This is a genomic window from Brachybacterium alimentarium (assembly GCF_002332425.1).
Taxonomy (GTDB): domain Bacteria; phylum Actinomycetota; class Actinomycetes; order Actinomycetales; family Dermabacteraceae; genus Brachybacterium; species Brachybacterium alimentarium.
This window is the reverse complement of record NZ_NRGS01000014.1, coordinates 23778-46173: the sequence shown is the minus strand read 5'-3', so window position 1 is coordinate 46173 and position 22396 is coordinate 23778. Positions and strand designations below refer to the sequence as shown.

General features: G+C 71.0%; 17 protein-coding genes and 1 tRNA gene. 15 read left to right on the top strand and 3 right to left on the bottom strand.

Going from position 1 to position 22396, the window contains the following annotated elements; genetic code table 11:
- The first annotated feature begins 94 nt into the window (after positions 1-94).
- From CIK71_RS09380 to CIK71_RS09350, 7 genes are all read left to right on the top strand, one after another.
- Positions 95-1072: an N-acetylmuramic acid 6-phosphate etherase gene (locus CIK71_RS09380; protein ID WP_096165173.1), complete on the top strand. Its 978-nt coding sequence runs from the start codon at positions 95-97 to the stop codon at positions 1070-1072.
- Positions 1073-1296: 224 nt separating this feature from the next.
- On the top strand, positions 1297-3000 hold the full coding sequence (locus tag CIK71_RS09375; RefSeq protein WP_096165170.1) for an ABC-F family ATP-binding cassette domain-containing protein: 1704 nt from the start codon (positions 1297-1299) through the stop codon (positions 2998-3000).
- 253 nt (positions 3001-3253) lie between these two features.
- On the top strand, positions 3254-4552 hold the full coding sequence (locus CIK71_RS09370) for a bifunctional o-acetylhomoserine/o-acetylserine sulfhydrylase (protein ID WP_096165168.1): 1299 nt from the start codon (positions 3254-3256) through the stop codon (positions 4550-4552).
- A gap of 406 nt (positions 4553-4958) precedes the next feature.
- A complete protein-coding gene (locus tag CIK71_RS09365; RefSeq protein WP_096165165.1) occupies positions 4959-5669 on the top strand; it encodes an HAD family hydrolase in 711 nt (236 codons plus the stop codon).
- Positions 5666-6364, top strand: a complete 699-nt coding sequence (locus CIK71_RS09360) for an HAD family hydrolase (RefSeq protein ID WP_096165163.1) — start codon at positions 5666-5668, stop codon at positions 6362-6364. Before CIK71_RS09365 ends, CIK71_RS09360 begins: the two co-directional genes overlap by 4 nt.
- A 163-nt stretch (positions 6365-6527) precedes the next feature.
- Positions 6528-8468 carry a thioredoxin-like domain-containing protein gene (locus CIK71_RS09355; RefSeq protein ID WP_096165162.1) on the top strand — a complete coding sequence of 647 codons (1941 nt, stop codon included), beginning with the start codon at positions 6528-6530 and terminating at the stop codon, positions 8466-8468.
- A 60-nt stretch (positions 8469-8528) separates the two neighbouring features.
- Positions 8529-11054 carry a pyrophosphatase gene (locus CIK71_RS09350; RefSeq protein ID WP_245857438.1) on the top strand — a complete coding sequence of 842 codons (2526 nt, stop codon included), beginning with the start codon at positions 8529-8531 and terminating at the stop codon, positions 11052-11054.
- A 208-nt stretch (positions 11055-11262) separates the two neighbouring features.
- Here CIK71_RS09350 and CIK71_RS09345 read toward each other — a convergent pair whose 3' ends face one another.
- Positions 11263-11838 (bottom strand): TetR/AcrR family transcriptional regulator, encoded by a 576-nt coding sequence (locus CIK71_RS09345; RefSeq protein WP_096165160.1) that lies wholly within the window; start codon positions 11836-11838, stop codon positions 11263-11265.
- Between the two features lie 282 nt (positions 11839-12120).
- Positions 12121-12191 (bottom strand) — tRNA-Gly (locus CIK71_RS09340).
- Between the two features lie 151 nt (positions 12192-12342).
- Here CIK71_RS09340 and dcd point away from each other — a divergent pair.
- Together dcd and CIK71_RS09330 are read left to right on the top strand one after the other, a co-directional pair.
- Entirely contained in the window at positions 12343-12936 is a 594-nt protein-coding gene (gene dcd / locus CIK71_RS09335) for a dCTP deaminase (protein ID WP_096165158.1), read from the top strand.
- Positions 12933-13760 (top strand): hypothetical protein, encoded by an 828-nt coding sequence (locus CIK71_RS09330; protein ID WP_096165155.1) that lies wholly within the window; start codon positions 12933-12935, stop codon positions 13758-13760. The genes dcd and CIK71_RS09330 overlap by 4 nt, the downstream gene beginning before the upstream one ends.
- A 129-nt stretch (positions 13761-13889) precedes the next feature.
- On the opposite strand, the gene CIK71_RS09325 is transcribed toward CIK71_RS09330, so the two are convergent.
- The gene (locus CIK71_RS09325) at positions 13890-15281 is read right to left on the bottom strand and encodes an MFS transporter (RefSeq protein WP_096165152.1); all 1392 of its coding nucleotides are present in this window, start codon (positions 15279-15281) and stop codon (positions 13890-13892) included.
- A gap of 127 nt (positions 15282-15408) precedes the next feature.
- Here CIK71_RS09325 and CIK71_RS09320 point away from each other — a divergent pair, with 127 nt between their 5' ends.
- Genes CIK71_RS09320 through CIK71_RS09295 form a run of 6 tightly spaced genes read left to right on the top strand, consistent with a single transcriptional unit; the run spans position 15409 to position 22347 of the window.
- Positions 15409-18342 carry a Na+/H+ antiporter subunit A gene (locus CIK71_RS09320; protein WP_176485599.1) on the top strand — a complete coding sequence of 978 codons (2934 nt, stop codon included), beginning with the start codon at positions 15409-15411 and terminating at the stop codon, positions 18340-18342.
- Entirely contained in the window at positions 18332-18988 is a 657-nt protein-coding gene (locus tag CIK71_RS09315; protein WP_096165149.1) for a Na(+)/H(+) antiporter subunit C, read from the top strand. Before CIK71_RS09320 ends, CIK71_RS09315 begins: the two co-directional genes overlap by 11 nt.
- The gene (locus CIK71_RS09310; protein ID WP_096165146.1) at positions 18985-20547 is read left to right on the top strand and encodes a Na+/H+ antiporter subunit D; all 1563 of its coding nucleotides are present in this window, start codon (positions 18985-18987) and stop codon (positions 20545-20547) included. The genes CIK71_RS09315 and CIK71_RS09310 overlap by 4 nt, the downstream gene beginning before the upstream one ends.
- The gene (locus tag CIK71_RS09305) at positions 20544-21080 is read left to right on the top strand and encodes a Na+/H+ antiporter subunit E (protein ID WP_096165143.1); all 537 of its coding nucleotides are present in this window, start codon (positions 20544-20546) and stop codon (positions 21078-21080) included. The genes CIK71_RS09310 and CIK71_RS09305 overlap by 4 nt, the downstream gene beginning before the upstream one ends.
- Positions 21077-21745: an MrpF/PhaF family protein gene (locus CIK71_RS17715; RefSeq protein ID WP_096165141.1), complete on the top strand. Its 669-nt coding sequence runs from the start codon at positions 21077-21079 to the stop codon at positions 21743-21745. The genes CIK71_RS09305 and CIK71_RS17715 overlap by 4 nt, the downstream gene beginning before the upstream one ends.
- Positions 21742-22347, top strand: coding sequence for a cation:proton antiporter (locus CIK71_RS09295; RefSeq protein WP_096165138.1), 606 nt, complete (start codon positions 21742-21744; stop codon positions 22345-22347). The genes CIK71_RS17715 and CIK71_RS09295 overlap by 4 nt, the downstream gene beginning before the upstream one ends.
- The last annotated feature ends 49 nt before the right edge of the window (positions 22348-22396 follow it).

The window sequence follows — 22396 nt, the reverse complement described above, 5'->3', positions numbered from 1 at the left end:
GCTACGCTGGTCGTGGTGGACGCGGGCGTTCGCCGCCGATCACTGATGATCCCGATCTTCGCCCCACCTCCCGCACCCGATCCCAGGAGACACCGTGACCGAGTCCCCCCGCCGCGACGATGCCGCGATCCCCCTCGACCTGGTCGACCTGCCCTCACCCACCGAGGAGCGCAACCCGGCCAGCAGCGGACTCGACGCCCTCGACTCACGCGGCATGGTCGACGTGATCCTCGCCGAGGACGCGAAGGTCGCCACCGCGGTCCAGCAGCAGGCCGAGCGGATCTCCGAGCTGGTCGAGGTGTGCGTGAGCGCGATCGCCGGTGGCCGCACCGTGCATTACGTCGGTGCCGGCACGTCCGGCCGACTCGGAGTGCTCGACGCGGTCGAGCTCGCCCCCACCTTCAACGCCGACGACTCGATGGTCACCGCCCATCTCGCCGGAGGCCCTGGAGCGTTCATGACCGCGGTCGAGGGCGCCGAAGACGACCCCGAGGCGGGTGCCGCCATGGTGCGGGAGGTCTGTCAGGCCGGTGACGTGGTGATCGGTCTGGCCGCGAGCGGCCGCACGCCCTTCGTGCGCGGCGCGCTGCAGGCCGCCCGCGAGGCGGGGATGCCCACTGCCCTCATCTCCGCGAATCCGCGCGCCGAGCTCGCCGGGGAGGCGGACATCGCGATCCTTCCCGACGTCGGCCCGGAGGTCGTCACCGGCTCGACCCGGATGAAGGCCGGCACCGCCCAGAAGCTCACCCTGAACGCGCTGTCCACCGCCACGATGGTGCGCCTGGGCACGACGTTCGGGAACCTCATGATCGACGTGCGCCCCACCAACGCGAAGCTCGTGGGCCGGACCGTGCGGATGCTCGTGCAGGCCAGCGGCGAGAGCGCGGAGCGCGCCGGCGAGGTGCTGGAGGCCGCTGAGGGCAGCGTGCGCGTCGCACTGGTCGCCCTGCTCTCCGGGGCCGACGTCGAGCGGGCGGCCGCAGCACTGTCCGAGCATCCCCGGGACCCGCAGCGGATCGGCGACCCGGCCGGGATCCGCTCCGCCGTCGACGCCCTCACCACCGAGGACTGAACTCTTCCGGACGCTGTACGGGGCCGAGGCTGAACCGCTGCCGGCCCCGGGACGCTCGGAACTCGTGGTGGAGCCCTCCGCAGGACAGCTCCGTAAATTCCTCGATGCCCCGCGACCAGCTCCATAATTCCCTCGACGCCCCGCACGACAGCTCCTACACTCGCCGTCATGCTCCTGTGATCAGCCCCTGTCCCATCCGCGTCGTCGCGATCCGGAGCTGATCCATGCCGTCATCATCCTCACCCTCGTCCCTGGTCCCCACTGCCCTCCCCGGCACCGGCGACCCGGCTCTGCATCTGCGGGCCGACGGGATCTCCTTCTCCTTCCCCGACCGCCGGGTCCTGACCGACGTGAGCCTCGTGGTCCCCGCCGGGCGCCCCACCGGCCTGCTCGGCGAGAACGGCAGCGGGAAGTCCACGCTGCTGCGCATCCTCGCCGGAGAGCTCCCGGCGGACGCCGGCACCGCCTCCGCGCCGGGCCCGATCGGCTTCCTCCACCAGGAGCTGCCGTTCGGCCCGTCGGCGACCCTCGCCGACGTCATCGCTCACGCTCTCGAGCGCTCGCGCCGCCTGGAGCAGGAGCTCACCGCGGCCGGTGAAGCCCTCGCTGCCGCCGACGGCGAGCTCTCCGCCGGCGCGGCGCGCCACTACGACGAGGTGCTCGCCGAGGCGACGCTGGCCGACGTGTGGAACGCCGCCCAACGGGCGGATGTCGTGCTGGAGGGGCTGACCCTGGCGAGCCTCGCCCGGTCGGTTCCGCTCGGAGAGATCAGCGGCGGCCAGCGCGAGCGTCTCGCCCTGGCGCACCTGCTCATCGCCCGCCCCACCAGCTGGCTGCTGGACGAGCCGACGAACCATCTCGACGACGACGGCGCCGCCTTCCTCGCCGGAGCGATCGCCGCCCACCCGGGCCCGGTGCTCATCGCCAGCCACGACCGCGCCTTCCTCGACGACGCCACCACTGCCCAGCTGGACCTGGATCCCGCCGAATCCCCGGCCCGCACCGACCCGGGCGGACTCACCGTGTACTCGGGCGGCTTCAGCGACTACCTGCTGGCCCGATTCGAGGCCCGCGACCGCTGGGAGCATCGCTTCCGCACCGAGCAGGAGGAGCTGAAGGCACTCCGGCAAGCGGTGAAGGACTCCCGGACGGTGGGCCACCCCGGGGCACCGCCGCGCACCGAGGCGAGGGCCGCGAAGAAGTTCTACGCGGATCGAAACGCCACCGTGATCTCGCGCCGGCTGCGCGAAGCCCGGGCACGCCTCGCCCAGCTCGAGGAGGAGCAGGTGCGCAAACCGCCTGCGGAGCTGCATCTCACGCATCTCCCGCAGGCGCCCGGCGGCACCGGCGGGACAGGGTCGGTGCTGCTCAGCGCGAGCGGCGTCGCGGTCCAGGGGCGCCTGGACCCGGTCTCCTTCAGCCTCTCCCGCGGCGAGCGCCTGCTGATCACCGGGGCGAACGGCAGCGGGAAGTCCACCCTGCTGGACACGGTCACCGGCTGCCTCGACCCCACGGAGGGCGCCGTGGACCATCCGCGCGGCCTGCGCATCGGGCACCTCGGGCAGGACGATGTGGTGATCCCCGGCCGCACCGTCGGCCATCACCTGCGCGCGGCGGCGGGTCAGGAGAATGCCGAGACGGTCGACGCTCCCGTGCCGGAGCTGTTCGGGCTCGTGCATCCCCGCGACCTTCCTCGCCCCCTCGAGCTGCTCTCACGCGGGCAGCTGCGCCGCGTGATGCTCGCCGCCCTCCTGCTGGACCCGCCCGAGCTGCTCGTGCTCGATGAGCCCACGAACCATCTCGCGCTGGTCACCGCGACCCGCTTCGAGGCCGCGCTCGCCGAGTGGAGCGGGACCGTGCTGATCGCCTCGCACGACCGCTGGCTGCGCAGCCGGTGGGAGGGCGAGGTGCTCGAGCTCGGCTCCTGACCGCCCGGCTGAGGCCCAACCTTGCGGCCATTTCCCGATCCTGCGGCTGGTGCGCGTACCTGCACCTGGATCCCGGCCCTGGGCCTGGTTCCCGATCCGGCGCCCGGTTCCCGATCCTGAACTCGGTGCGTGTCCACGGTGAGACTCCTGCGGAACGCCCTCTCTCGGCGTCTGTCACACGGGTTCATGGTCCTCGCCACTGCCACGGGCATCGGCCACTCTGGGGAGGTCCCCCGCTGAGAGAAGGATCCCCATGACCGAGCAGAGCCCGAAGTTCGAGACCCTCGCCATCCACGCCGGCCAGAGCCCCGATCCGACCACCGGATCTCGCGCGCTGCCGATCCACCAGACCACGAGCTTCGTGTTCCCCAGCGCACAGGCCGCCGCGGATCGCTTCTCGCTCGCCGAGCTGGGCCCGATCTACACGCGGCTGAACAACCCCACCACCGAGGTCGTCGAGAACCGTGTCGCAGCGCTCGAGGGCGGCGTGGCCGCACTCATGGTCGCCTCCGGGCAGAGCGCGATCACGCTGTCGATCCTCACCCTCGCGCAGGCCGGCGACTCGATCGTGGTCTCGCCGAGCCTCTACGGCGGCAGCTACAACCTGTTCAAGCACACCCTGCCGCGCCTGGGGATCGAGGCCAGCTGGGTCGAGGATCCGGACTCCCTGGACTCCTGGAAGGCGGCCGTCCGCCCGAACACCAAGGCGTTCTTCGCCGAGTCCATCCCCAACCCGCGCCAGGACGTGCTCGACGTCGAGGGCGTCTCCGCGATCGCCCACGACGCTGGCGTGCCGCTGATCGTCGACAACACGATCGCCTCCCCGTTCCTGCTGCGCCCGCTCGAGTACGGGGCCGACATCATCGTGCACTCGGCCACCAAGTTCCTGGGCGGGCACGGCACCGCCATCGGCGGTGTGATCGTCGACGGCGGTCGCTTCGACTTCGGCGCGGACCCTGAGAAGTTCCCGCTGTTCAACGAGCCGGACCCGTCGTACAACGGCATCGTCTACAGCCAGATCGCGCCCGCGCTGCCGCCGTACGCGATCCGCGCCCGGGTCTCGCTGCTGCGCGATCTGGGCCCGGCGATCTCTCCGCACAACGCCTTCCTCATCGCTCAGGGCATCGAGACCCTGCACCTGCGCATGGAGCGCCACGTGGAGAACACGAAGAAGGTCGCCGACTACCTGGTCGGCAAGCCCGGTGTGGCCTCGGTGGCCTACGCGGGCCTGCCGGACTCGCCGTTCTACGACCGGGCGCAGAAGTACCTGCCCCGCGGCGCCGGCTCCGTGCTCGGCTTCGTGCTCGAGGGCGGGGTCGAGGCCGGCACGGCCTTCGTCGACGCGCTCGAGCTGCATTCGAACGTCGCGAACGTCGGCGACGTGCGCAGCCTGGTGATCCACCCGGCGTCGACCACGCACTCCCAGCTGAGCGAGGACGAGCAGAAGGCCGCGGGCGTCGAGCCCGGCTTCGTGCGCCTCTCTGTGGGCCTCGAGCACATCGACGACATCCTCGCCGATCTCGATCGGGGCTTCGCCGCGATCGCCGCCTGATCACCCCGTGACCGGCCGGTGGCGGTCCAGTACGGCCCCCGCCGGGCGGTGGGTCCTGATCGTGCCTGTCATGGGCGGTGGTCCCCGAGCGTGCCGGTCATAGACGGTGGGTCCCGAGCGTGCCTGTCACGGGCGGTGGTTTTCGGTCGTTCCTGTCGTGGGCGGGCCGGTGGTGAGGTGACGTGGCGATATCGCCAGAGCTCGTCACTATCGGCCCGCCCGTGACGCAGCGGGTCCGTCGACGGTGCGAGACTGCACGATTCCCGCCATCCGGTCCACCCTCCGCACAGCCCACCGGCATGGGCACGGTGCGGAGCTGGTGAGGACCGGGCTCCTGGCGCGGAACAAGCGCGGAACTGGCGCGGAACAGGCGCTATGGAGGAACGCTCTATACGCTGGAGCCATCATGAGCACCGACACCTCGCCCCTGCCCCTGCCGCCCTCGCCGCTGGACACCTGGCCTCCGGCGTGGACCCCGGCAGCAGCGATCTTCGACTGCGACGGCCTGCTGGTGGACACCGAGGGGCACTGGGTCGCCCTGCAGGACCGTTACCTCGCCCGCCACGGGGCCACGCTGGACCCGGCGACCCGTCGGGCGATCACCGGCCGCGCCGTGGAGACGGTCGTGGTGACCATCGGCGAAGCCGTCGGCAAGGACCCCTACGCGGTGGGGGAGGAGCTGCTCGAGGAGCACCGTCAGACGCTCGGGGGCGAGATCGCCCCGATCCCCGGCGCGCTGGAGACCCTGCGGGCGGTCGCGGCCGTGCGCCCCGTCGCCGTCGCCTCGAACTCCCCGCGCGATCTGCTGGACACCACGCTCGCCTCGCTCGGCATCACGGACCTCATCGACGCCTCCGTGTCCGTGGAGGACGTCGCCACCCCCAAGCCGGCACCCGACATGTACCTCACCGCGGCGGCGGCGCTCGGCGCGGACCCGGCCGACTGCCTGGGCTTCGAGGACTCCGAGACCGGGGCGGAGGCCGCGCTCGCCGCGGGACTGCAGCTGATCGCCGTCCCCTCCATCCCTGGTCAGGAGCCTCGCGCGCCGCGTCGTCTGGACTCGCTCGCGGATCCCGTGCTCACCTCCTGGATCGCGGGTTGGGAGAGCCTCCGATGAGCGCCGCGATACCCTCACGCGGCGCCGCCCCCTCCCGGTTCCTGGAGGCCTTCGGCGACTGGACACCCCGCGCGGTGGTCTTCGACTGCGACGGCCTGCTGCTGGACACCGAGACCGTGTGGCAGCGCGCGCAGGACACCGTCGTCGCCGCTCACGGAATCGTGCTGCTGCCCAGCGACGATATCGAGCTGCACGGGTCGACCCTCGAGGTGGCCGCGGAGATCCTCGCCTCGCGCGCCGACCAGGACGAGCAGGTCATCATCGACGATCTGCGCCGGGAGTTCGATCGGGAGCTGGGCACGGGGATCCGTCTGATGCCCGGCGCGGAGGAGATCGTGCGCCTGGCGGGCTCGAAGGTGCCGCTGGGCTGCGCCTCCAACTCGTGGCTGGAGTCGCTCGACCAGAAGCTCATGCTCGGCGGGCTGCGCGAGCACTTCCGTGTGCTCGAGGCCTCCGACACCGTGGAGCATCCCAAGCCCGCACCGGACATGTACGCCGCGGCGGCCCGCGCGCTGGGCGTCGACCCGACCGAGGCACTCGCCCTGGAGGATTCCGAGACGGGTGCCCGCGCGGCGCGCGATGCCGGTCTGAGACTGCTCGCCGTGCCCGCCCCCGGGCACCCGGCACCCTCGGCGGATCTCGCCCTGAGCGACCTCACCGACCCGGACCTCCTCGCGTGGATCGACACCTGGTGAGCGCGTCGGTGACGGGGCTGGTGAGCGTGCCGGTGACGAGTCCGGTGACGGGGCACGAGGCGTCCCGGCGGTGCGGGGCGGACGGCCCAGCGCCGGAGACTGTTTGTCCGCGCATGTCACCCGAGTTGGCCAGCGGACCCGCGCGCAGTGTTCACTGGTCCTCATGACCACACCGCCAGATCCCTCTGCGCCTCTGACTGCTCGTGCCCATGGATCCGCTCTGCGCGGCCGGGGATGGTTGAACACGGGCGGCGCCGACCTCGACCTCGAAGCCCTGCGCGGCAAGATCGTGCTGCTGGATTTCTGGACGTTCTGCTGCGTGAACTGCCTGCACGTGCTCGACGAGCTGCGCCCGCTCGAGGCGAAGTGGGCCGACGAGCTCGTGGTGATCGGCGTGCACTCCCCGAAGTTCGAGTTCGAGAAGGACCCGGACGCCCTGGCCGCGAACATCGAGCGCTACGAGGTCACCCATCCCGTCATCGATGACCCCGAGCTGGAGACGTGGACCGAGTACGGCGCCCGCGCCTGGCCCACCCTCATGGTGCTGGACGCCCACGGCCGCATCGCCGGGAACCTCTCCGGCGAGGGCCACGCCGCGAACCTCGATGCGCTGATCGGCCGTCTCGTCGCCGAGGGCGAGACCGACGGTTCTCTGCGCCGCGGGCCCGCCCCGACGGTGCTCGCCGAGCGCACCCCGCAGACCCTCCGCTTCCCCTCGAAGCTCACCACCCTGCCGGACGGCCGCCTGGTCGTCTCCGACGCCGGTCAGCATCGCCTCGTGGTCTTCCAGAACGACGGCCAGACCGTCGACGAGATCATCGGCACCGGCACCCGCGGGAACACCGACGGCGATGCCGAGACGGTCCAGTTCGCCGAGCCCAACGGTGTGCTGGCCCTCCCGCACGAGATCGCCGCCGAGGTGGGCTACGACCTCCTGGTCACCGACACCGCCAACCATCTGTTGCGCGGGGTCAAGGTGGGCCAGGACCGTCTGCTCCGCTCCCGCACCGCCACCGAGGTGGTGACGGTCGCAGGGACCGGCGATCAGTGGATGCAGGGGCAGGAGCTGCCCCGCGGTGAGGGCGATGCGCGCTCCTACTCGCTGTCCACGCCGTGGGACATCACCTGGTCCCATGTCCTGAACCGGGCCGTGATCGCCATGGCCGGCATCCACCAGCTGTGGACCTTCGACCCTGTCACGGGCGCCCTCATGGTGCTCGCGGGCACGACCCAGGAGGGTCTGGTCGACGGACCTGTCGTCACCTCCTGGTGGGCCCAGCCCTCCGGCATCGACGAGATGCCCGACGGTCGCCTCGTGGTCGCGGATTCCGAGACCTCCGCTGTGCGCGTGCTGGACCCCCACACCATGCAGGTGCGCACCCTGGTGGGCCAGGGCCTGTTCGACTTCGGGCACGTGGACGGCCCCGGCGGGCCGGACGGCATCGCACGCCTCCAGCACCCGCTCGCGGTCACCGCTCTGCCCGACGGACGCATCGCCGTCGCGGATACGTACAACGGCGCCATCCGCATCGTCGAGGAGCACGACGCGGAGGATCCGGAGGTGACCGCCGAGATCACGGTGGTCACCGTCGCGACCGATCTCGACGAGCCCTCCGCCGCGATCGTCGGCCCCCCGGTGGACGGGATCGGCCAGCTGATCGTCGTCGAATCCGGGGCGCACCGCGTCACCTGGGTGCCGGTGGCCAAGGCCGCCGAGCGGGTCATCGACCAGGGCGCCCAGCGCTCCGAGCGACCCACCACTGAGGTCGGTCCCGGTCCGCTCACGGTGCGGGTGCTGTTCACGCCGCCGGAGGGGCACAAGCTCGATGACAGTCTCGGCCCGTCCACCCAGGTCACCGTCTCCACGACACCCTCGGCGATGCTCACCGTCGGCGGGGGAGTGGACACCGCGCTCGAGCGCACCCTCGAGCTGGACCCCGCGTATACCGAGGGCGTGCTCCACGTGAGCGCCCGCGCCGCCTCGTGCGATGCGGACCCGGCCGTGGAGTTCCCCGCCTGCCACATGCACCAGCAGGACTGGGGTGTGCCGATCCGCGTCGTCGACGGCGCCCCGACCCATCTGGATCTGTCCCTGCTCGCCTGATAGCCCCGCTCGCCGGGGCGTCATGACGGTCCGGCGAGCCCCCACGACGGAAGTTGTCTAGTGGACCTGATCACGCAATTCCCCCTGGGCGATGACATCGCCGTGACCCTCCTGGTGCTCGGTGTCCTCGCCGTCGTCGCCCTCGTGGCCGGGGCCGTGGTGCCCAGCCGCCTGCAGCGCGACGAGGACTCCGACGAGGTGGACGACGACCTTGGGCGCCGGCTGGGCCGACAGCTCACCGCGTCCGGCTCGCTGGTGCTCTGGGTCGGACTGCCGGCGATGGTGCTGCTGTACCTGGTGCCCGGCTCGACCGACGATCGCATCCTGCGCTCGGCCATGATGCTGGTGGGTCTGCTGATCGGTCCGTTCGCCGCCTGGCGCGGACTGGCCGTGCAGCTGGCCGCGCTGGGGGTGGATGCCGAGCGTCGACCCGCGCTGATCGCCCGGCTCGGCGCCCTGACCGTCACCGGCGCGCTCGGCATCGCGATCCTCCCCGTCGTCGTGCTGGTGTGGTTCGTGCACGCCTCCGGGGCCTCGGCCCTCATGGCACTGGCCGCCGGCGCCGCGATCTCGGCGCTCGCGATCCGCGTGACCGCCGCCCCGCTGGACACGGCCGCCTCCGCAGCGGGCGTCCTGGTGGGGACCGACGAGCACGAGATCGAGGCCGACGACCCCGGGAACCTCGGCGCCGCCCACCTGCGCACCGCCCGCATGTACCGTCGCGGCGCCGCTCTCAGCGCCGACCTGGTCGCGCTCACCACGGCGGCCGCCGCCGTGGGCATTCTGCTGGGAGTCCCCGTGTTTGCCGGCGAGGGCATCCTGGTGGTGCTCCTCGGTCTCGGCGTGGCGATGCTCGCCGCCGGAGCGGTCGCCCTCGTCCCGCACCTCGGCGACGCCGGCCGGGAGCGCGGCGCCCTGCGCCTGGGCGGGCTGATCCCCGCCGTGCTGGGCGGCATCGGGATGGTCGTCGCCGCCGCGCTGTGGCTGCCCTCGGCCTACAAGAACCTGCGCTTCGCCCAGGTGGGCATGGAGACATTCACCGATCAGGCCGTGGCCGGCCCGGACCCTCTCCCGCGGGAGCAGCTGCTGCCGCAGATCGAGCAGGCCGGTGCGGACATGGGCGAGATGGTCTCCTACACCGACGACTCCCGTGACGCCAGCGCGCTCCTGGACGTCGTCGGCCTCTACACCGTCTCCCCGAGCACGGTCGTGGCGGGAGCCCTGGGGTTGGGCGTGGTGGTCGCCCTGGCCGCGCTGCTCCTGCTGGATCGCACCGGGAACCGTCAGGGCGGGACCGTGCTGCGCGCCGCCCGCACCAGTCGCACCGGCGGCGCCCTGGGCACCCTGGCGGGCCTGGGCTCCTCGGCGCTGCTCGCCGCCGGCGCCCTGTCCCTGCTGCTGCTGGTCGCCGCGGTGCTCAGCGTGCTCAGCGCCGGTGTGCCCGGCCTCGCCCTGCTGCTCCTGGTCCATGTGGGGCTCGGAGCGCTCGTGGTGGGCGTCTCCTGCGCCGGGTCGCTGATGGCCGCGACCCTCGCCGACCGCCCGGGCACCGAACGCGGTCTGCGGGACGCCGCGGCGGGCTCCGCGACCGGCCCTCGTGCGGTGCTGCTGCTGGCGGCCACCGCCGTCGCCCTGCCCGCCCTCCTGCCGGTGGTCACCGCGCTGCAGGGCGCGCCCCGCGCCGCCACCCTGTGGGAGGACCGTGCGCTGCACGCGCTCACGCCCCTCTCGCTGCCGGTGCTGGCCGGCGTGGGCCTCGGTGCGGTCACCGTGCTGCTGGTGACCGCCTCCCTGCTGGACGGGTCCCGACGGCTCGGGGCGTCCGCGGTGGTCGAGACCCGGGCGGCCTTCCTCGAGAAGCGCAGCGCCGTGAACTTCGACGAGCTGTCCGAGACGGTGCGCCGGGCCGCGCTGCCAGCCATGGTCGTGGTGGTCGCCATGCCGCTCGTGGCGGCGTTCGGTCTGGGCCCTGCGGCCCTGCCCGGCTTCGTCCTCGGCGCGGTGCTGTCCGCCGCGGCGCTCGGCCTGTGGTCGCTCGGCGCGGGGGCGACGCTCGCCAGTGCGTCGGCCATCATCGGGCACGGCCGCTACGGCGGCGCGGGCTCCTGGGGCCACTCCGGGGCGCTCGGCGGCGCGGTGCTCACCGCGGCGCTGCGCTCCGCGATCGGCTCCGTGGCCCTCCCGCTCATGCTCACCAGCTCGCTGGTCTCCGCGCTGATGGTCAGCTCCGCCGCGGGCATGTTCACCGATGACACCAGCGCCTTCCTGCGCTGGGGCATCGCCGTCGTCGCGCTCGTGATCGCGCTGACCTGCTGGGTGGTTGCCGCGACCGCTCCCGAGGTCGACCTCGAGGACGGCGAGGGGGAGATCGCGAAGCCGCTGTTCTCCCGCCCGGATGAGGAGCCCACCGACAGCCTGGACGCGATGGACTGGGAGGTCGAGGACGAGAGCGCCGAGCCCCTGGCGGCCTCGAAGACCGCACGGTCCACGCGCTCGCAGAGCTCTCAGGACCAGGACGGGAGCGCGCGCAGCAAGGGCGCCACGGCCGGCTCTGGCCGCAAGAGGCGGGGCAAGAAGCGCAAGTAGGCCCCAGCAGGCCCGGCGGGCCCGACTGAGCTGCGGGCGCGCGTCGCGACGCCCACGGGAAGCGCCCCGGGGAGGACGCCGGCAGGCATCGTCCCCGGGGCGTCGTCGGTGGTGCGCGTCTTCTCCGCTCCGGGCTGAGACTCCAGCTCTCAGCTCTCAGCTCGCAGCGCTCAAGCTCAGTCCTCAGACAGGCCTTAGACCTCAGACCTCAGACCTCAGCGCCGAGGCCTCGCAGCACGAAGTCCTCGAGGGCCTCGCGGGAGAAGCGGCGCGCCGTCGACCCCACCAGCAGCGAGTTGATGATGCGCACGGTCGCCGAGATGTCGAGGTCGGCCGCGAAGTCGCCCTTGTCGACGCCGTCGCTGATGATGCGATGCAGCACCTCCTCGATCAGCAGCACGTGCTCGCGCATGCGTGTTGCGGCGCTCTCGGTGAGCTGGCCGTTGCCCGTGGACTGAGGCATGTGGAACGACACGTTCAGCTCGAGCTGGGTGCGCACGTAGGCGAGCGCGGCGTCACGCGGGGTGGCCGACTCGCTGACCCCGGCGCGCAGCTGCGTGATGTAGTCCGCCGTCTCGTGCAGGGCGTACTCGACCAGCAGCGTCTCGCGGTCGGGGAAGTGGTTGTACATCGCCGTGCGTCCCACGCCGGCGGCTGTGGCGATCTTCGAGAACGTGATCGCCTCGAAGTCCTGGGTCTCGAGCAGCTCGGCGAGCGCGGTGAAGATCTTCTCCCGCGTGCGTTCTCGGTGCTCCTCGAGCGACCCTCCGATGATCTTGGGCATGACGCATTCTTACACTTCGACAGAATCCGGGTGCCACTGTCCTGAGGTGCAGATCTCCTCCGTGGCCTGCATCGGCAGCAGAATCGGGGCCGAATCCGTGTCCGGGCGGAGAACGAGGGCGCCGAAGCAGGTCCGGCGGGCGGCGGAGCGGGGCGCCGGGGAGAGCCCGTGGAACGGCCGACGGGACCCTTGAGCAAGCGGCTGGGCGAGGGGCCGACGAGGGCCCGGGGGCGGGGCCCGGAACGAGAAGAACCGTCGGCCCACGGCCGACGGTTCTCAGAGAGCGGGTGACGGGAATCGAACCCGCGCTATCAGCTTGGGAAGCTGAAGTTCTACCATTGAACTACACCCGCGAAGCGCCCTGGGGCCGATCAGGATCACGGTGGATCCGGACTGCCCGAGCGGACGCCGACCATCGTACCTGAGCGGAAGGACGTCCGCGAACCGAGTTCGCCAGGGGGCGTGATGCCGTGTCCCCGGCGGGCGCCGGTTAGGCTGGGCGACGTGCTGCTGAGCGATCATGACATCCGGGGCCAGATCGATGCCGGGCGAGTGCGCCTCGAACCCTTCGACGAGGAGATGATCCAGCCTGCGTCCGTGGACGTGCGGATCGATCGTTTCTTCCGCCTCTTCGACAATCACAAGTACGCGATGATCGACCCTGCCACGGAGCAGGCGGACCTCACCCGTGAGGTCGTCGTCGACCCGGAGGAGGCGTACATGCTGCATCCGGGCGAATTCGTGCTGGCCTCCACCTATGAGCAGATCACGCTGCCGGACGACGTCGCCGCGCGCTTGGAGGGCAAGAGCTCGCTCGGCCGGCTGGGCCTGCTCACCCACTCCACCGCCGGGTTCATCGATCCCGGTTTCCAAGGACACATCACCCTGGAGCTCTCGAACATGGCGACCCTCCCCGTGGCGCTGTGGCCCGGGATGAAGATCGGCCAGCTCTGCTTCTTCACGCTCTCCAGCGCCTCGGACAATCCGTACGGCAGTGCCGGTAACCTCAATCGCTACCTGGGGCAGCGCGGGCCCACGCCCTCGCGCTCCTCCCAGAACTTCCACCGCACCGTGATTCCCGTTCAGGAGGGCTCATGAGCGACGTCGTCGACTCCGCGGAGCCGGCTGCCCGCACCGGTCACCGTCTCCAGCTGCCGCGCGACACCGACCCGCAGGACGTGCTGGCGATGGTGCGCAATGTGCGCCCGGGGGCCGAGTTCTCCGAGGACGGCTCCCTCGAGACGGGGGAGGACACCCGCCTCGTCCCGGATCCGTCCCCGCGCGGCGCGGGCCGCTGGACGATCGAGACCCCGCGGGTGCGCGAGGACCCCGTCCCCGAGGGGATGGGCGATTCCCACGGCTACGGGCGCGCCTTCCCCGAGGGCATGCCGTTCGACGTCGAGCGGCGTGCACTGGACCTCGTGTGGTCGCTGGCCCGCCGCCTGTACGGCGCAGTCGTGACCGACGACGGCGTCCGCCTCGAACCCCATCCGTTCCACCTGCGCGACCTCATCGTGGTCAGCCCCCACGCGCTCGCCCCGGAATCGCTGGCCGAGCTGATCGCTCCGCTGGAGCCGGAGGCGGAGCTCGACCAGGTCGCCGACGGCACCCCGCGCACCGGATACAGCGCGACGATCCCGCTGGGTGACGGCGACGAGATCGTCGTGCGGGTCTCCCGCAGCAGCCGCCACAGCGCACTGGACGCCGTCGCCTGGCTCGACGATGCGGTCGACTACGAGCTCGTCCACGTGCCGAGGGACGACGAGGAGGACGCGATCGAGGTGCCCGACGCGGAGACGGCCGAGCGCTGGTCGCTGGCTTATCGCCGCATCGGCTTGATCGCCGGGCTGCTCACCGAGACCGTCGGTGGCTATGTCGTCGACCTCGAGGGTTTCCTGGTGGACCCCGCCGACCTCGCCTGAGTCCTAGGCGACCTCGGCGACCCCGCTGACCTCGCTTGAGTCGAGACCGGCCCCGTCGATCCCGCTGACCTCGCCTGAGTCCTGATCGGTCCCGTCGACCCCGTCGGCCGGTCCCGAGCCCCGGGCCCGTCAGCGGGTCGTCGGCTCGCCTGTCGGCGCGGAGCGCGCCGGCGTCGGCCTCCCGGCGTCGCCGAGCTTGATCGGCACGAAGGCGACCAGCCCCAGCGCGATGACGATGACGATCCCCAGGATTCCCGTGCGGGTGTCGTGGGAGATGGCGACGGTCGCCGCGAAGGCGGCGGTGCCCAGGAAGCCCAGCGCGCGTCCGGTGGTGGCGTAGAGGCCGAAGTTCTCGGTCTCCCGGCCCGGCTGCGAGAGGCGCGTGAGCAGGTTCCTGGAGGCGGACTGCACGGGGCCGACGAACAGGCAGATCGCCAGGCCCGCGATCCAGAACACCAGGGTGGAGCCGAAGATCAGCACCACCAGGCCCAGCACGATGATGCCGAGGCAGCCCAGGATGATCACGAACCGCGTGCCCCGACGGTCGTCCAGCCGCCCGCCGAGGAAGACGCCGATGCCGGCGACCAGGTTCGCGGCGATGCCGAAGATGATGATCTGGACGGTGTCGAAGCCGTAGGCGTTCGCGGCCAGCACGCCGGCGATGGAGAACACGGCGCCCAGCCCGTCGCGGTAGATCGCCGAGGCGACCAGGTACTGCAGCATGACCGGCTCCTCGCGGAAGGCGCGCACCACCCGTCGGCCGATGCTGGCGTATCCCTGCCAGGGGGTCCACCGCTCACCGGGCGCCGACGGCGGATGCTTCGGGGTCCAGATCATCAGCGGCAGCGTGCCCACCAGGATCCACAGTGCGACGAACAGGGGAATCGCCCGGTAGTTCCAGCCGTCGTCCCCGGTGACCCCGAGCAGACCCGTACCGGGCATCACGAACAGCACGAGCACCAGGCCGAGACAGACGATCGAGCCCCAATAGCCCACCGCCCACGCGGTCCCGGAGACCTTCCCGCGGTTCTCCGGCGTGGAGATCTCCGGCAGCACCGAGTTCACGAACACGCCGGCGAGCTCGCTGAACACGACCGCGAGGGCGATCAGTGCAGCGCCGAGAACGAGGTAGTCGGCGTCGAGGGCGACCAGCGGCATCAGCGCCACCACGACCACCGTGGCGAGCGTCGACAGCCGCAGCAGCAGATTGCGCACCCCGCCGCGGTCGGCGAGATTGCCCAGCAGCGGGGCGAGCAGCGCGATCGCGACGGCCCCGATCGACTGCCAGGTGGTGAGCACCTGCGAGCCGTGATCCTGCGCGGCCTTGAGCGCGTCCTCGCCTACGACGCCCTCGGAGGCGACGGCGCTGGCGACATAGGTCGCGAACACGAACGTGAGGATCACCGAGCTGAAGGCCGACATCCCTCCGTCCCACAGGGCGAAGGAGACGACGGAGCGCCGACGGGGCGGAGCGGAGGAGGGGGAGGGCGCGACCGGGTCGCCCGGGGGAGGGAGGGCCATGTGCTCACTCTACGGAGCACACGACCCGTATTCCGATGCAGAATGCGAGAAGGCGCTCAGATTCGGACGCCATATCTCCCGTAAGATGTTCACGGCCCCTTCCCTGCTTCGATGGACGGAGACGTGCATGTATACGATGCTCCTCGCCCATCTGGGGGCGGCACTCATAGGGCCGGTCCTGGTGCGGGCGATGGGCCGTTCTGCGTTCTTCCTCCTCGCGCTGGTGCCGGCGGCCTCTGCCGCCTGGCTGGCCACGATCGATCCTCGCGGGCTGGCCGAGAACCCCCTCGAGGTCTCCGTCCCCTGGATCCCGGCCTTCGACATCCACCTCAGCTTCCGTCTGGACCCCCTGAGCTGGGTCCTGGCGATGATCGCGACCTCGATCGGTGCGATCGTGCTGCTGTACTGCGCGCGGTACTTCAAGGACACCGAGCCCGGGCTCGGCCGCTTCGCCGGCGTGCTCACGGCCTTCGCGGGCGCGATGATCGGCCTGGTGCTCGCCGACGACGTGATGGTGCTCTACACCTTCTGGGAGCTCACCACCGTCTTCTCCTACTTGCTCATCGGGCACTATCAGGACAAGCAGTCCTCCCGTCGTGCTGCGATGAACGCGCTGATCTCCACCACCGCCGGGGGACTGGCGATGCTGGTGGGCCTGCTGATGATCGGGGCGCAGGCCGGATCGCTGAACCTCTCGGACATCCTGGCCTCCTCGATGTGGGCCGACGCCGGGCCGTACCTGGTGGTCGCCGTGCTGCTGATCCTGGCCGGGGCGATGTCGAAGTCCGCGCTGATCCCGACACACTTCTGGCTGCCCGGCGCGATGGCCGCGCCCACCCCGGTCTCCGCATACCTGCATGCCGCGGCGATGGTGAAGGGCGGCGTGTACCTGATCCTCCGGTTCGGTCCTGCGCTCACCCACATGGAAGCCCTCAGCATGGTCATCGCCGGGTTCGGTGCGGCGACGATGATCCTGGGCGGCTGGCGCGCCCTGCGGCAGACGGACATCAAGCTGCTGCTCGCCTACGGCACCGTCTCCCAGCTCGGATTCCTCTCCGCCGTCGCCGGGCTGGCCACGCATGACGCGCTGCTGGCGGCGCTGTCGATGCTGATCGCCCATGCCGTGTTCAAGGCACCGCTGTTCATGGTGGTGGGCATCATCGACAAGAAGTTCGGGACCCGTGACCTCCGGGTGCTCTCGGGGGTCGGGAAGGTCGCCCCGATGGTCGCGGTGATCGGCATCGTCTCGGCCGCCTCCATGGCCGCGGTCCCGCCGCTGTTCGGCTTCGTCGCCAAAGAAGCGCTGTTCACCGCGCTGTGGAACGGTGAGCCCTGGCACCGCCTGCTGCTGATCGCTCTGGTCGCGGGGTCGATCCTCACCGTCGCCTACTCCTGGCGCTTCGCGCACGGGTCCTTCGGCACCGCGCCGGGCGCCCCGCCGGTCGAGCGGCCCAGCATCCCGGTGCTGTTCTGGCTGCCGCCCGCCGCGGTCGCACTGTTCTCCGTGGTGCTCGTCGTGCTCGCCTCCCCGCTCGAGAAGATCCTGCGCGGCTTCTCCTCGGTGCTCCCGGAGACCGGGGAGGAGGTCCACCTCGCGGTGGTCCCGCACCTGGGCGTGCCGCTGCTCGCCTCGGTGGTCGCTCTCGGGGTCGGTGCGCTGCTGTGCGTGTTCGCGAAGCCGTTCGCGAGGTTCCAGAAGAAGGTGTCCCCGCAGACCTGGGCGAACGACGAGGTGCTGGACCGGATCGACGCCGAGCGCGGCTTCCGTCGCGTGATGCGTGCGGTGGACTCCGTCTCCATCGCGGTGACCCCGCTGTTCCAGCGCGGTTCCCTGCCCTACACGCTCGGCACGATGCTGCTGGTGCTCATCCTGCTGGTGACCCCGATCGCGGTCTCGCAGTCCTCGGTGCCGGACAACCTGGTGCTGTTCCACCATCCGGTCGAGCTGATCATCCTGCCCGTGGCGGCGCTCGCGGCGCTCGGCGCCGCGCGCTCACGGCGCCGCCTGCGCGCGGTCTTCCTGATCTCGGTGACCGGCTACGCCGTGGCGATCCTGTTCCTGGCCGCCGGGGCGCCGGACGTTGCCACCACCCAGGTGCTGGTCGAGACCGCGATGACGGTGGTGCTCGTGCTGGTGCTGCGACGCCTGCCCACCCACTTCTCGCGCCGGCCCCTGCGGATCGGCGCCTGGGGTCGTTGGGCGATCGCGATCGCGACCGCTGTGGTGCTGTGCGGGGCGGCCCTGTACGCGGCCGACGCACGCTACCTCGAGCCGCTCGGACCTGGTCTCATCGAGACGGCCTACACCATCGGCGGTGGCCACAACGTGGTCAACGTGGCGCTGGTCGATGCCCGCGTGTGGGACACGATGGGCGAGATCTCGGTGCTGCTCGTGGTCGCCACGGGCGTCGCCTCCCTGATCTTCGTCACCCGGCGCGAGCAGACGATCTCCCGCGTGCGGGACCTCGACTCCCGCACCTCGATCTGGCGTCGGCGCAACGATTCCGCCCTGCCCCAGAACGCGCTGGACTTCGATGCCCGGCCCGATGACGTCAGCGGCGGCAACAGGTGGCGCACCTGGCTCTCCGCGGGGCTGACCCTGGCCCCGGAGCGGCGCATGGTGATCCTCGAGGTCGTCACCCGCATCGCGTTCCCGCTGATGATGATGTTCTCGCTGTACCTGCTGATGGCCGGGCACAACCTCCCCGGCGGAGGGTTCGCCGGCGGCCTCGTGGCCGGGCTCGCCCTGGCTCTGCGCTATCTCGCCGGAGGCCGCTACGAGCTCTCCGAGGCGGCGCCGGTCCAGGCCGGCTTCGTGCTCGGCACGGGCATGGCGATCGCCGTCGCCGCGGGAGTGCTCCCGGTGCTGATGGGCGGCAACGTGTTCTCCACCGCCACTCCGGTGGTGGAGGTCCCGTTGCTGGGGGAGCTGCACTTCCCCAGCGCACTGATCTTCGACGTCGGCGTGTACCTCGTGGTCGTCGGCGTCATCCTCGATTTCCTCAGGACCCTCGGTTCTCAGATCGACCAGCAGCAGGAGGTGGAATCGGATGCCGGTTAGTCTCACCCTGCTCCTGACCGCCGGGGTGCTCATCGCCTGCGGTGTGTATCTCGTGCTCGAGCGCACCCTGACTCGAGTGGTCCTCGGTTTCGTGCTGGTCGGCAACGGGGTGAACCTGCTGTTCATCGTCGCTGCGGGACCACCCGGGAAGCCGCCGTTCGAGGGCAGCGGCGACCCCTCGGAGATGACCGACCCGCTCCCGTTCGCGATGGTCCTCACCGCGATCGTGATCTCCCTGGGCATCACGGCGTTCGGCATGGCCCTGGCCTACCGCGCCTGGCAGCTGTTCGGTCACGACGAGGTCCCGGACGACGTCGAGGACCGTCGGGTGCTGCGCCGCCGTCGTCGGCGCACCGAGGACACGGAGAAGCTGTCCTGGTCGCAGGCGCTGTCGGAGGAGTCCCGGCGCGGTGCCCTCATGCATTCCCAGGGCTTCGCCCCGGCCGAGGACGACGACCAGCTCGGCTCCGACCTCACCAGCGCGGAGGACGTCCCGCAGGACGCCACCGAGGCCGACGAGGGGCAACCGGCGCGCCGGCCCGGGCTGCGCCGCCGCGAGCGCGACCACCCTGCCGCCGACGCCCCCGGCACCGGCCGCGGGACGGAACCGGACCGCGACGACACCGCAGGACGGGGGGAACCGTGAACATCGAACTCCTCCTCGCTCTGCCGGTGATGCTGCCGTTGGGCGGCGCCGCCATCACCCTGCTGATGCGTCACCATGCCCGCGTGCAGCTGGGCCTGTCGATCCTCACGCTCGTCGCGATCCTCACGGTCGCGCTGGTGATGGGCTATCACGTGACCCAGGAGGGCGTGCTGGTCCTCCAGATCGGCAACTGGACCCCGCAGCTGGGGATCGTGCTGGTGGCAGACCGGCTCACCGCGCTGATGCTCGTGGTCTCGAGCTTCGTGACGCTGGCCGTGCTCGTGTACTCGAGCGCCCAGGAGGTCAACGAGCGAGCCGGACGCACCCCGCTGGCCATCTACTACCCCACGTATCTGGCGCTGGTGGCCGGGGTGTCGATGGCGTTCCTCGCGGGGGACCTGTTCAACCTGTATGTGGGCTTCGAGGTGCTGCTCGCGGCGAGCTACGTGCTGCTCACCCTCGGCGGGTCGGCCAGCCGCATCCGCGCGGCCACCACCTACGTGATCGTCTCCCTGCTCAGCTCGATCATCTTCCTGGCCGCGATCGCCGCGGTGTACGCCGCGACCGGCACCGTGAACCTCGCCGAGCTGGCGGTGCGCCTGGACGGACTGGACTCCGGCACCCGCATGATGCTCGAGCTGATGCTGCTGGTCGCGTTCGCGATCAAGGCGGCGATCTTCCCGCTGAGCGCCTGGCTGCCGGACTCCTATCCGACGGCGCCCGCGCCGGTGACGGCCGTGTTCGCGGGCCTGCTCACCAAGGTCGGCATCTACGCCATCCTGCGCCTGGAGACCCTGCTGTTCCCGGCGTCGCAGATCCAGAACCTGCTGCTGGCCGCAGCGGCGCTCAGCCTCTTCATCGGGATCCTCGGCGCCGTCGCGCAGACGGACCTCAAGCGCGTGCTGTCCTTCACGCTCGTCTCCCACATGGGGTACATGCTGTTCGGCATCGGGATGAGCACGCAGCTGGGCATGGGCGCGACCATCTACTACGTCGCCCACCACATCACCGTCCAGTCCACCCTGTTCCTCGGCGCAGGGCTGATCGAGACCCGCGGGGGGACCACGAACCTCATCAAGCTCGGCGGGCTCGCGAAGCTCGCACCGGTGATCGCGGTCCTCTTCTTCATCCCCGCCATGAACCTCGCCGGGATCCCGCCGTTCTCCGGGTTCATCGGCAAGGTGGGACTGATCGAGGCCGGTATCGAGTACGACCGCGCCTCGGGCTGGATCCTCATCGCCATCAGCGTGATCACGAGCCTGCTGACGCTCTACGCGATCGCGAAGATCTGGAACCGTGCCTTCTGGCAGGAGCCCAGCGAGGAGATCATCCGTCGCGAGGTCGCGATGCCGCGGGTGATGACCGGCGCGACCGCCGCGATGATCGCGTTCTCGCTGCTGCTGACGGTGCTGGCCGGGCCGATCATGACCTATGCGAACGAAGCGGCCGCCTCGGTGCTCGAGCGCACGCCCTATGTGAGCTCCGTGCTCGGGGACGACGCCGCCGACGATCTGGTCTACCGCATCGATCCCGGCGGCGAGAGGCTGGAGGACCGATGAGACGTCGAGTGGTGGAGCTGGCCCGTTCGTGGGTCTGGATCCTGGTCTCCGTGGCCCTGTGGTGCCTGCTGTGGGGCGGCATCGACCTGAAGAACGTGCTGGGCGGACTGGTCGCCGCGATCTTCGTGTTCGTGCTGTTCCCGATGCCCCCGCTGGGGCACGAGCTCACCGTGCGCCCGGTGCGGTTCGTCCTGTTCCTGCTGCGCTTCCTGTACGACCTGTGCGCGTCCGCGATCGAGGTGGGCTGGTACGCGATCCGTCCGGCTCCGCAGCCGCCCAGCTCGGTGATCGCCGTGAAGATGGCCTCCCGCTCGGATCTCTTCCTCACCACGACCGGCGTGCTGTGCACCCTGATTCCGGGGTCCGTGGTGGTCGAGGCGCAGCGCGCCACCGGGATGCTGTTCCTGCACACCATCGGCACCGGCACCCCCGAGGAGGCGGAGAAGGCTCGCCGCCAGGTCCGCGAGCAGGAGGTGCGGCTGCTGCGTGCGGTCGCCCGCCGAGAAGTGCTCGAGGAGGCTGGTCTGCTGTGACACCGTTCGAGATCATGCTGATCGTCTACGGGACGATCCTCTCCGTCACCGCGATCGGCGTCGTCTACCGCATGGTGGTCGGCCCCACGATCCTGGACCGCGCCGTCTCGACGGACTCGCTGGTGGTGCTGGTCGTGCTGGGCATGGCGCTGTACACGGCGTGGGCGAAGGAGAACTGGGCGGGCCCGGCAATGCTGAGCCTGACGGGGCTCGCCTTCGTGGGCACGGTGACCTTCGCCCGCTTCCTGAGCCGCGAGACCCCGGCCTCGAACGGCAGCACGCCGAGCCGGGAGCCGGGGACCGGCACCGGGCCGCTGGATGCGATCCACGTCGATCACGACGGCACCCAGCGCTCGCCGACCTCGACGGAGCCGATCAACACCATCGAGGCCGACCTCGAGGCGGAGCCCGCGATCTACCCGGTGACCGAGACGCACGACCACTTCGAGAGGGGCTTCGGCTTCGAGGAGACCCCGCGCGACGTCGAGTCCCCGGAGCACGAGGGAACCTCGGACCGCGAGGGGTCTGCGGAGCACGAGGGGCGCTCGGGCCACGAGGGAGCACCGGAGTTCGAAGGAACGCCGGAGCACGAAGGGCACTCGGGCCACGAGGGACCCCCGGACCGCGGCTCCGGGCCGACGGACGGAACAGGAGGCGCACGATGAGCGTGGTCGAGATCATCGCGGCGGTGCTGATCGGCGCCGGAACGCTGCTCGCCGCCGTCGCAGCGGTGGGCCTGAACCGCTTCGACGGCGTGCTGATGCGCATCCATGCCGCCTCCAAGCCGCAGGTGCTGGGCCTGATCCTGGTGTTCACCGGGGTGTCCCTGGTGGTGGGATCGTGGGCGCTCGCGGGCTTCCTGCTGGTGGTGCTGCTCGCCCAGATGATCACCGTTCCGGTGGCGAGCGTGATGGTGGGGCGCGCGGCCTTCCGGCGAGGGTTCATCCGCGGCGGCGACTACGCGATCGATGAGCTGAGCCCGCGCCTGGCGACGTCGACCGGCGATGACGACGAGGAGGGCGGCTTCCTCGATGACGTGGACGACGAGCACGAGGGCATGGCCTTCGACGGGGCGGAGGAGTTCCCCGAGAACATCGTCGAGACCACCGAGGGCGCCCTCACCGACCGCAACTGGGAGGAGCCGGAGGAAGGCGCGGAGGAGGTCGACCACGCTCTGCTGGACATCGACCTCGAGGACGAGACCGAGCGGGAGGCCGAGTCGGTCGCCGAGCGCGATTCCCGGGTGGAGCGGACCCCTCGACGCTGAGCCCGGCCGAGCCCGGCTGAGCCCGTCGCCCGTCCGAACACTCGCCGAG

Excerpts from the sequence above, each read along its gene's own strand:
- CIK71_RS09375 (WP_096165170.1), top strand. The coding sequence starts at position 1,297 with ATGCCGTCATCATCCTCACCCTCGTCCCTGGTCCCCACTGCCCTCCCC.
- CIK71_RS09370 (WP_096165168.1), top strand. The coding sequence starts at position 3,254 with ATGACCGAGCAGAGCCCGAAGTTCGAGACCCTCGCCATCCACGCCGGC.
- CIK71_RS09365 (WP_096165165.1), top strand. The coding sequence starts at position 4,959 with ATGAGCACCGACACCTCGCCCCTGCCCCTGCCGCCCTCGCCGCTGGAC.
- CIK71_RS09360 (WP_096165163.1), top strand. The coding sequence starts at position 5,666 with ATGAGCGCCGCGATACCCTCACGCGGCGCCGCCCCCTCCCGGTTCCTG.
- CIK71_RS09355 (WP_096165162.1), top strand. The coding sequence starts at position 6,528 with ATGACCACACCGCCAGATCCCTCTGCGCCTCTGACTGCTCGTGCCCAT.
- CIK71_RS09345 (WP_096165160.1), bottom strand. The coding sequence starts at position 11,838 with ATGCCCAAGATCATCGGAGGGTCGCTCGAGGAGCACCGAGAACGCACG.
- CIK71_RS09330 (WP_096165155.1), top strand. The coding sequence starts at position 12,933 with ATGAGCGACGTCGTCGACTCCGCGGAGCCGGCTGCCCGCACCGGTCAC.
- CIK71_RS09325 (WP_096165152.1), bottom strand. The coding sequence starts at position 15,281 with ATGGCCCTCCCTCCCCCGGGCGACCCGGTCGCGCCCTCCCCCTCCTCC.
- CIK71_RS09320 (WP_176485599.1), top strand. The coding sequence starts at position 15,409 with ATGTATACGATGCTCCTCGCCCATCTGGGGGCGGCACTCATAGGGCCG.
- CIK71_RS09315 (WP_096165149.1), top strand. The coding sequence starts at position 18,332 with ATGCCGGTTAGTCTCACCCTGCTCCTGACCGCCGGGGTGCTCATCGCC.
- CIK71_RS09305 (WP_096165143.1), top strand. The coding sequence starts at position 20,544 with ATGAGACGTCGAGTGGTGGAGCTGGCCCGTTCGTGGGTCTGGATCCTG.
- CIK71_RS09295 (WP_096165138.1), top strand. The coding sequence starts at position 21,742 with ATGAGCGTGGTCGAGATCATCGCGGCGGTGCTGATCGGCGCCGGAACG.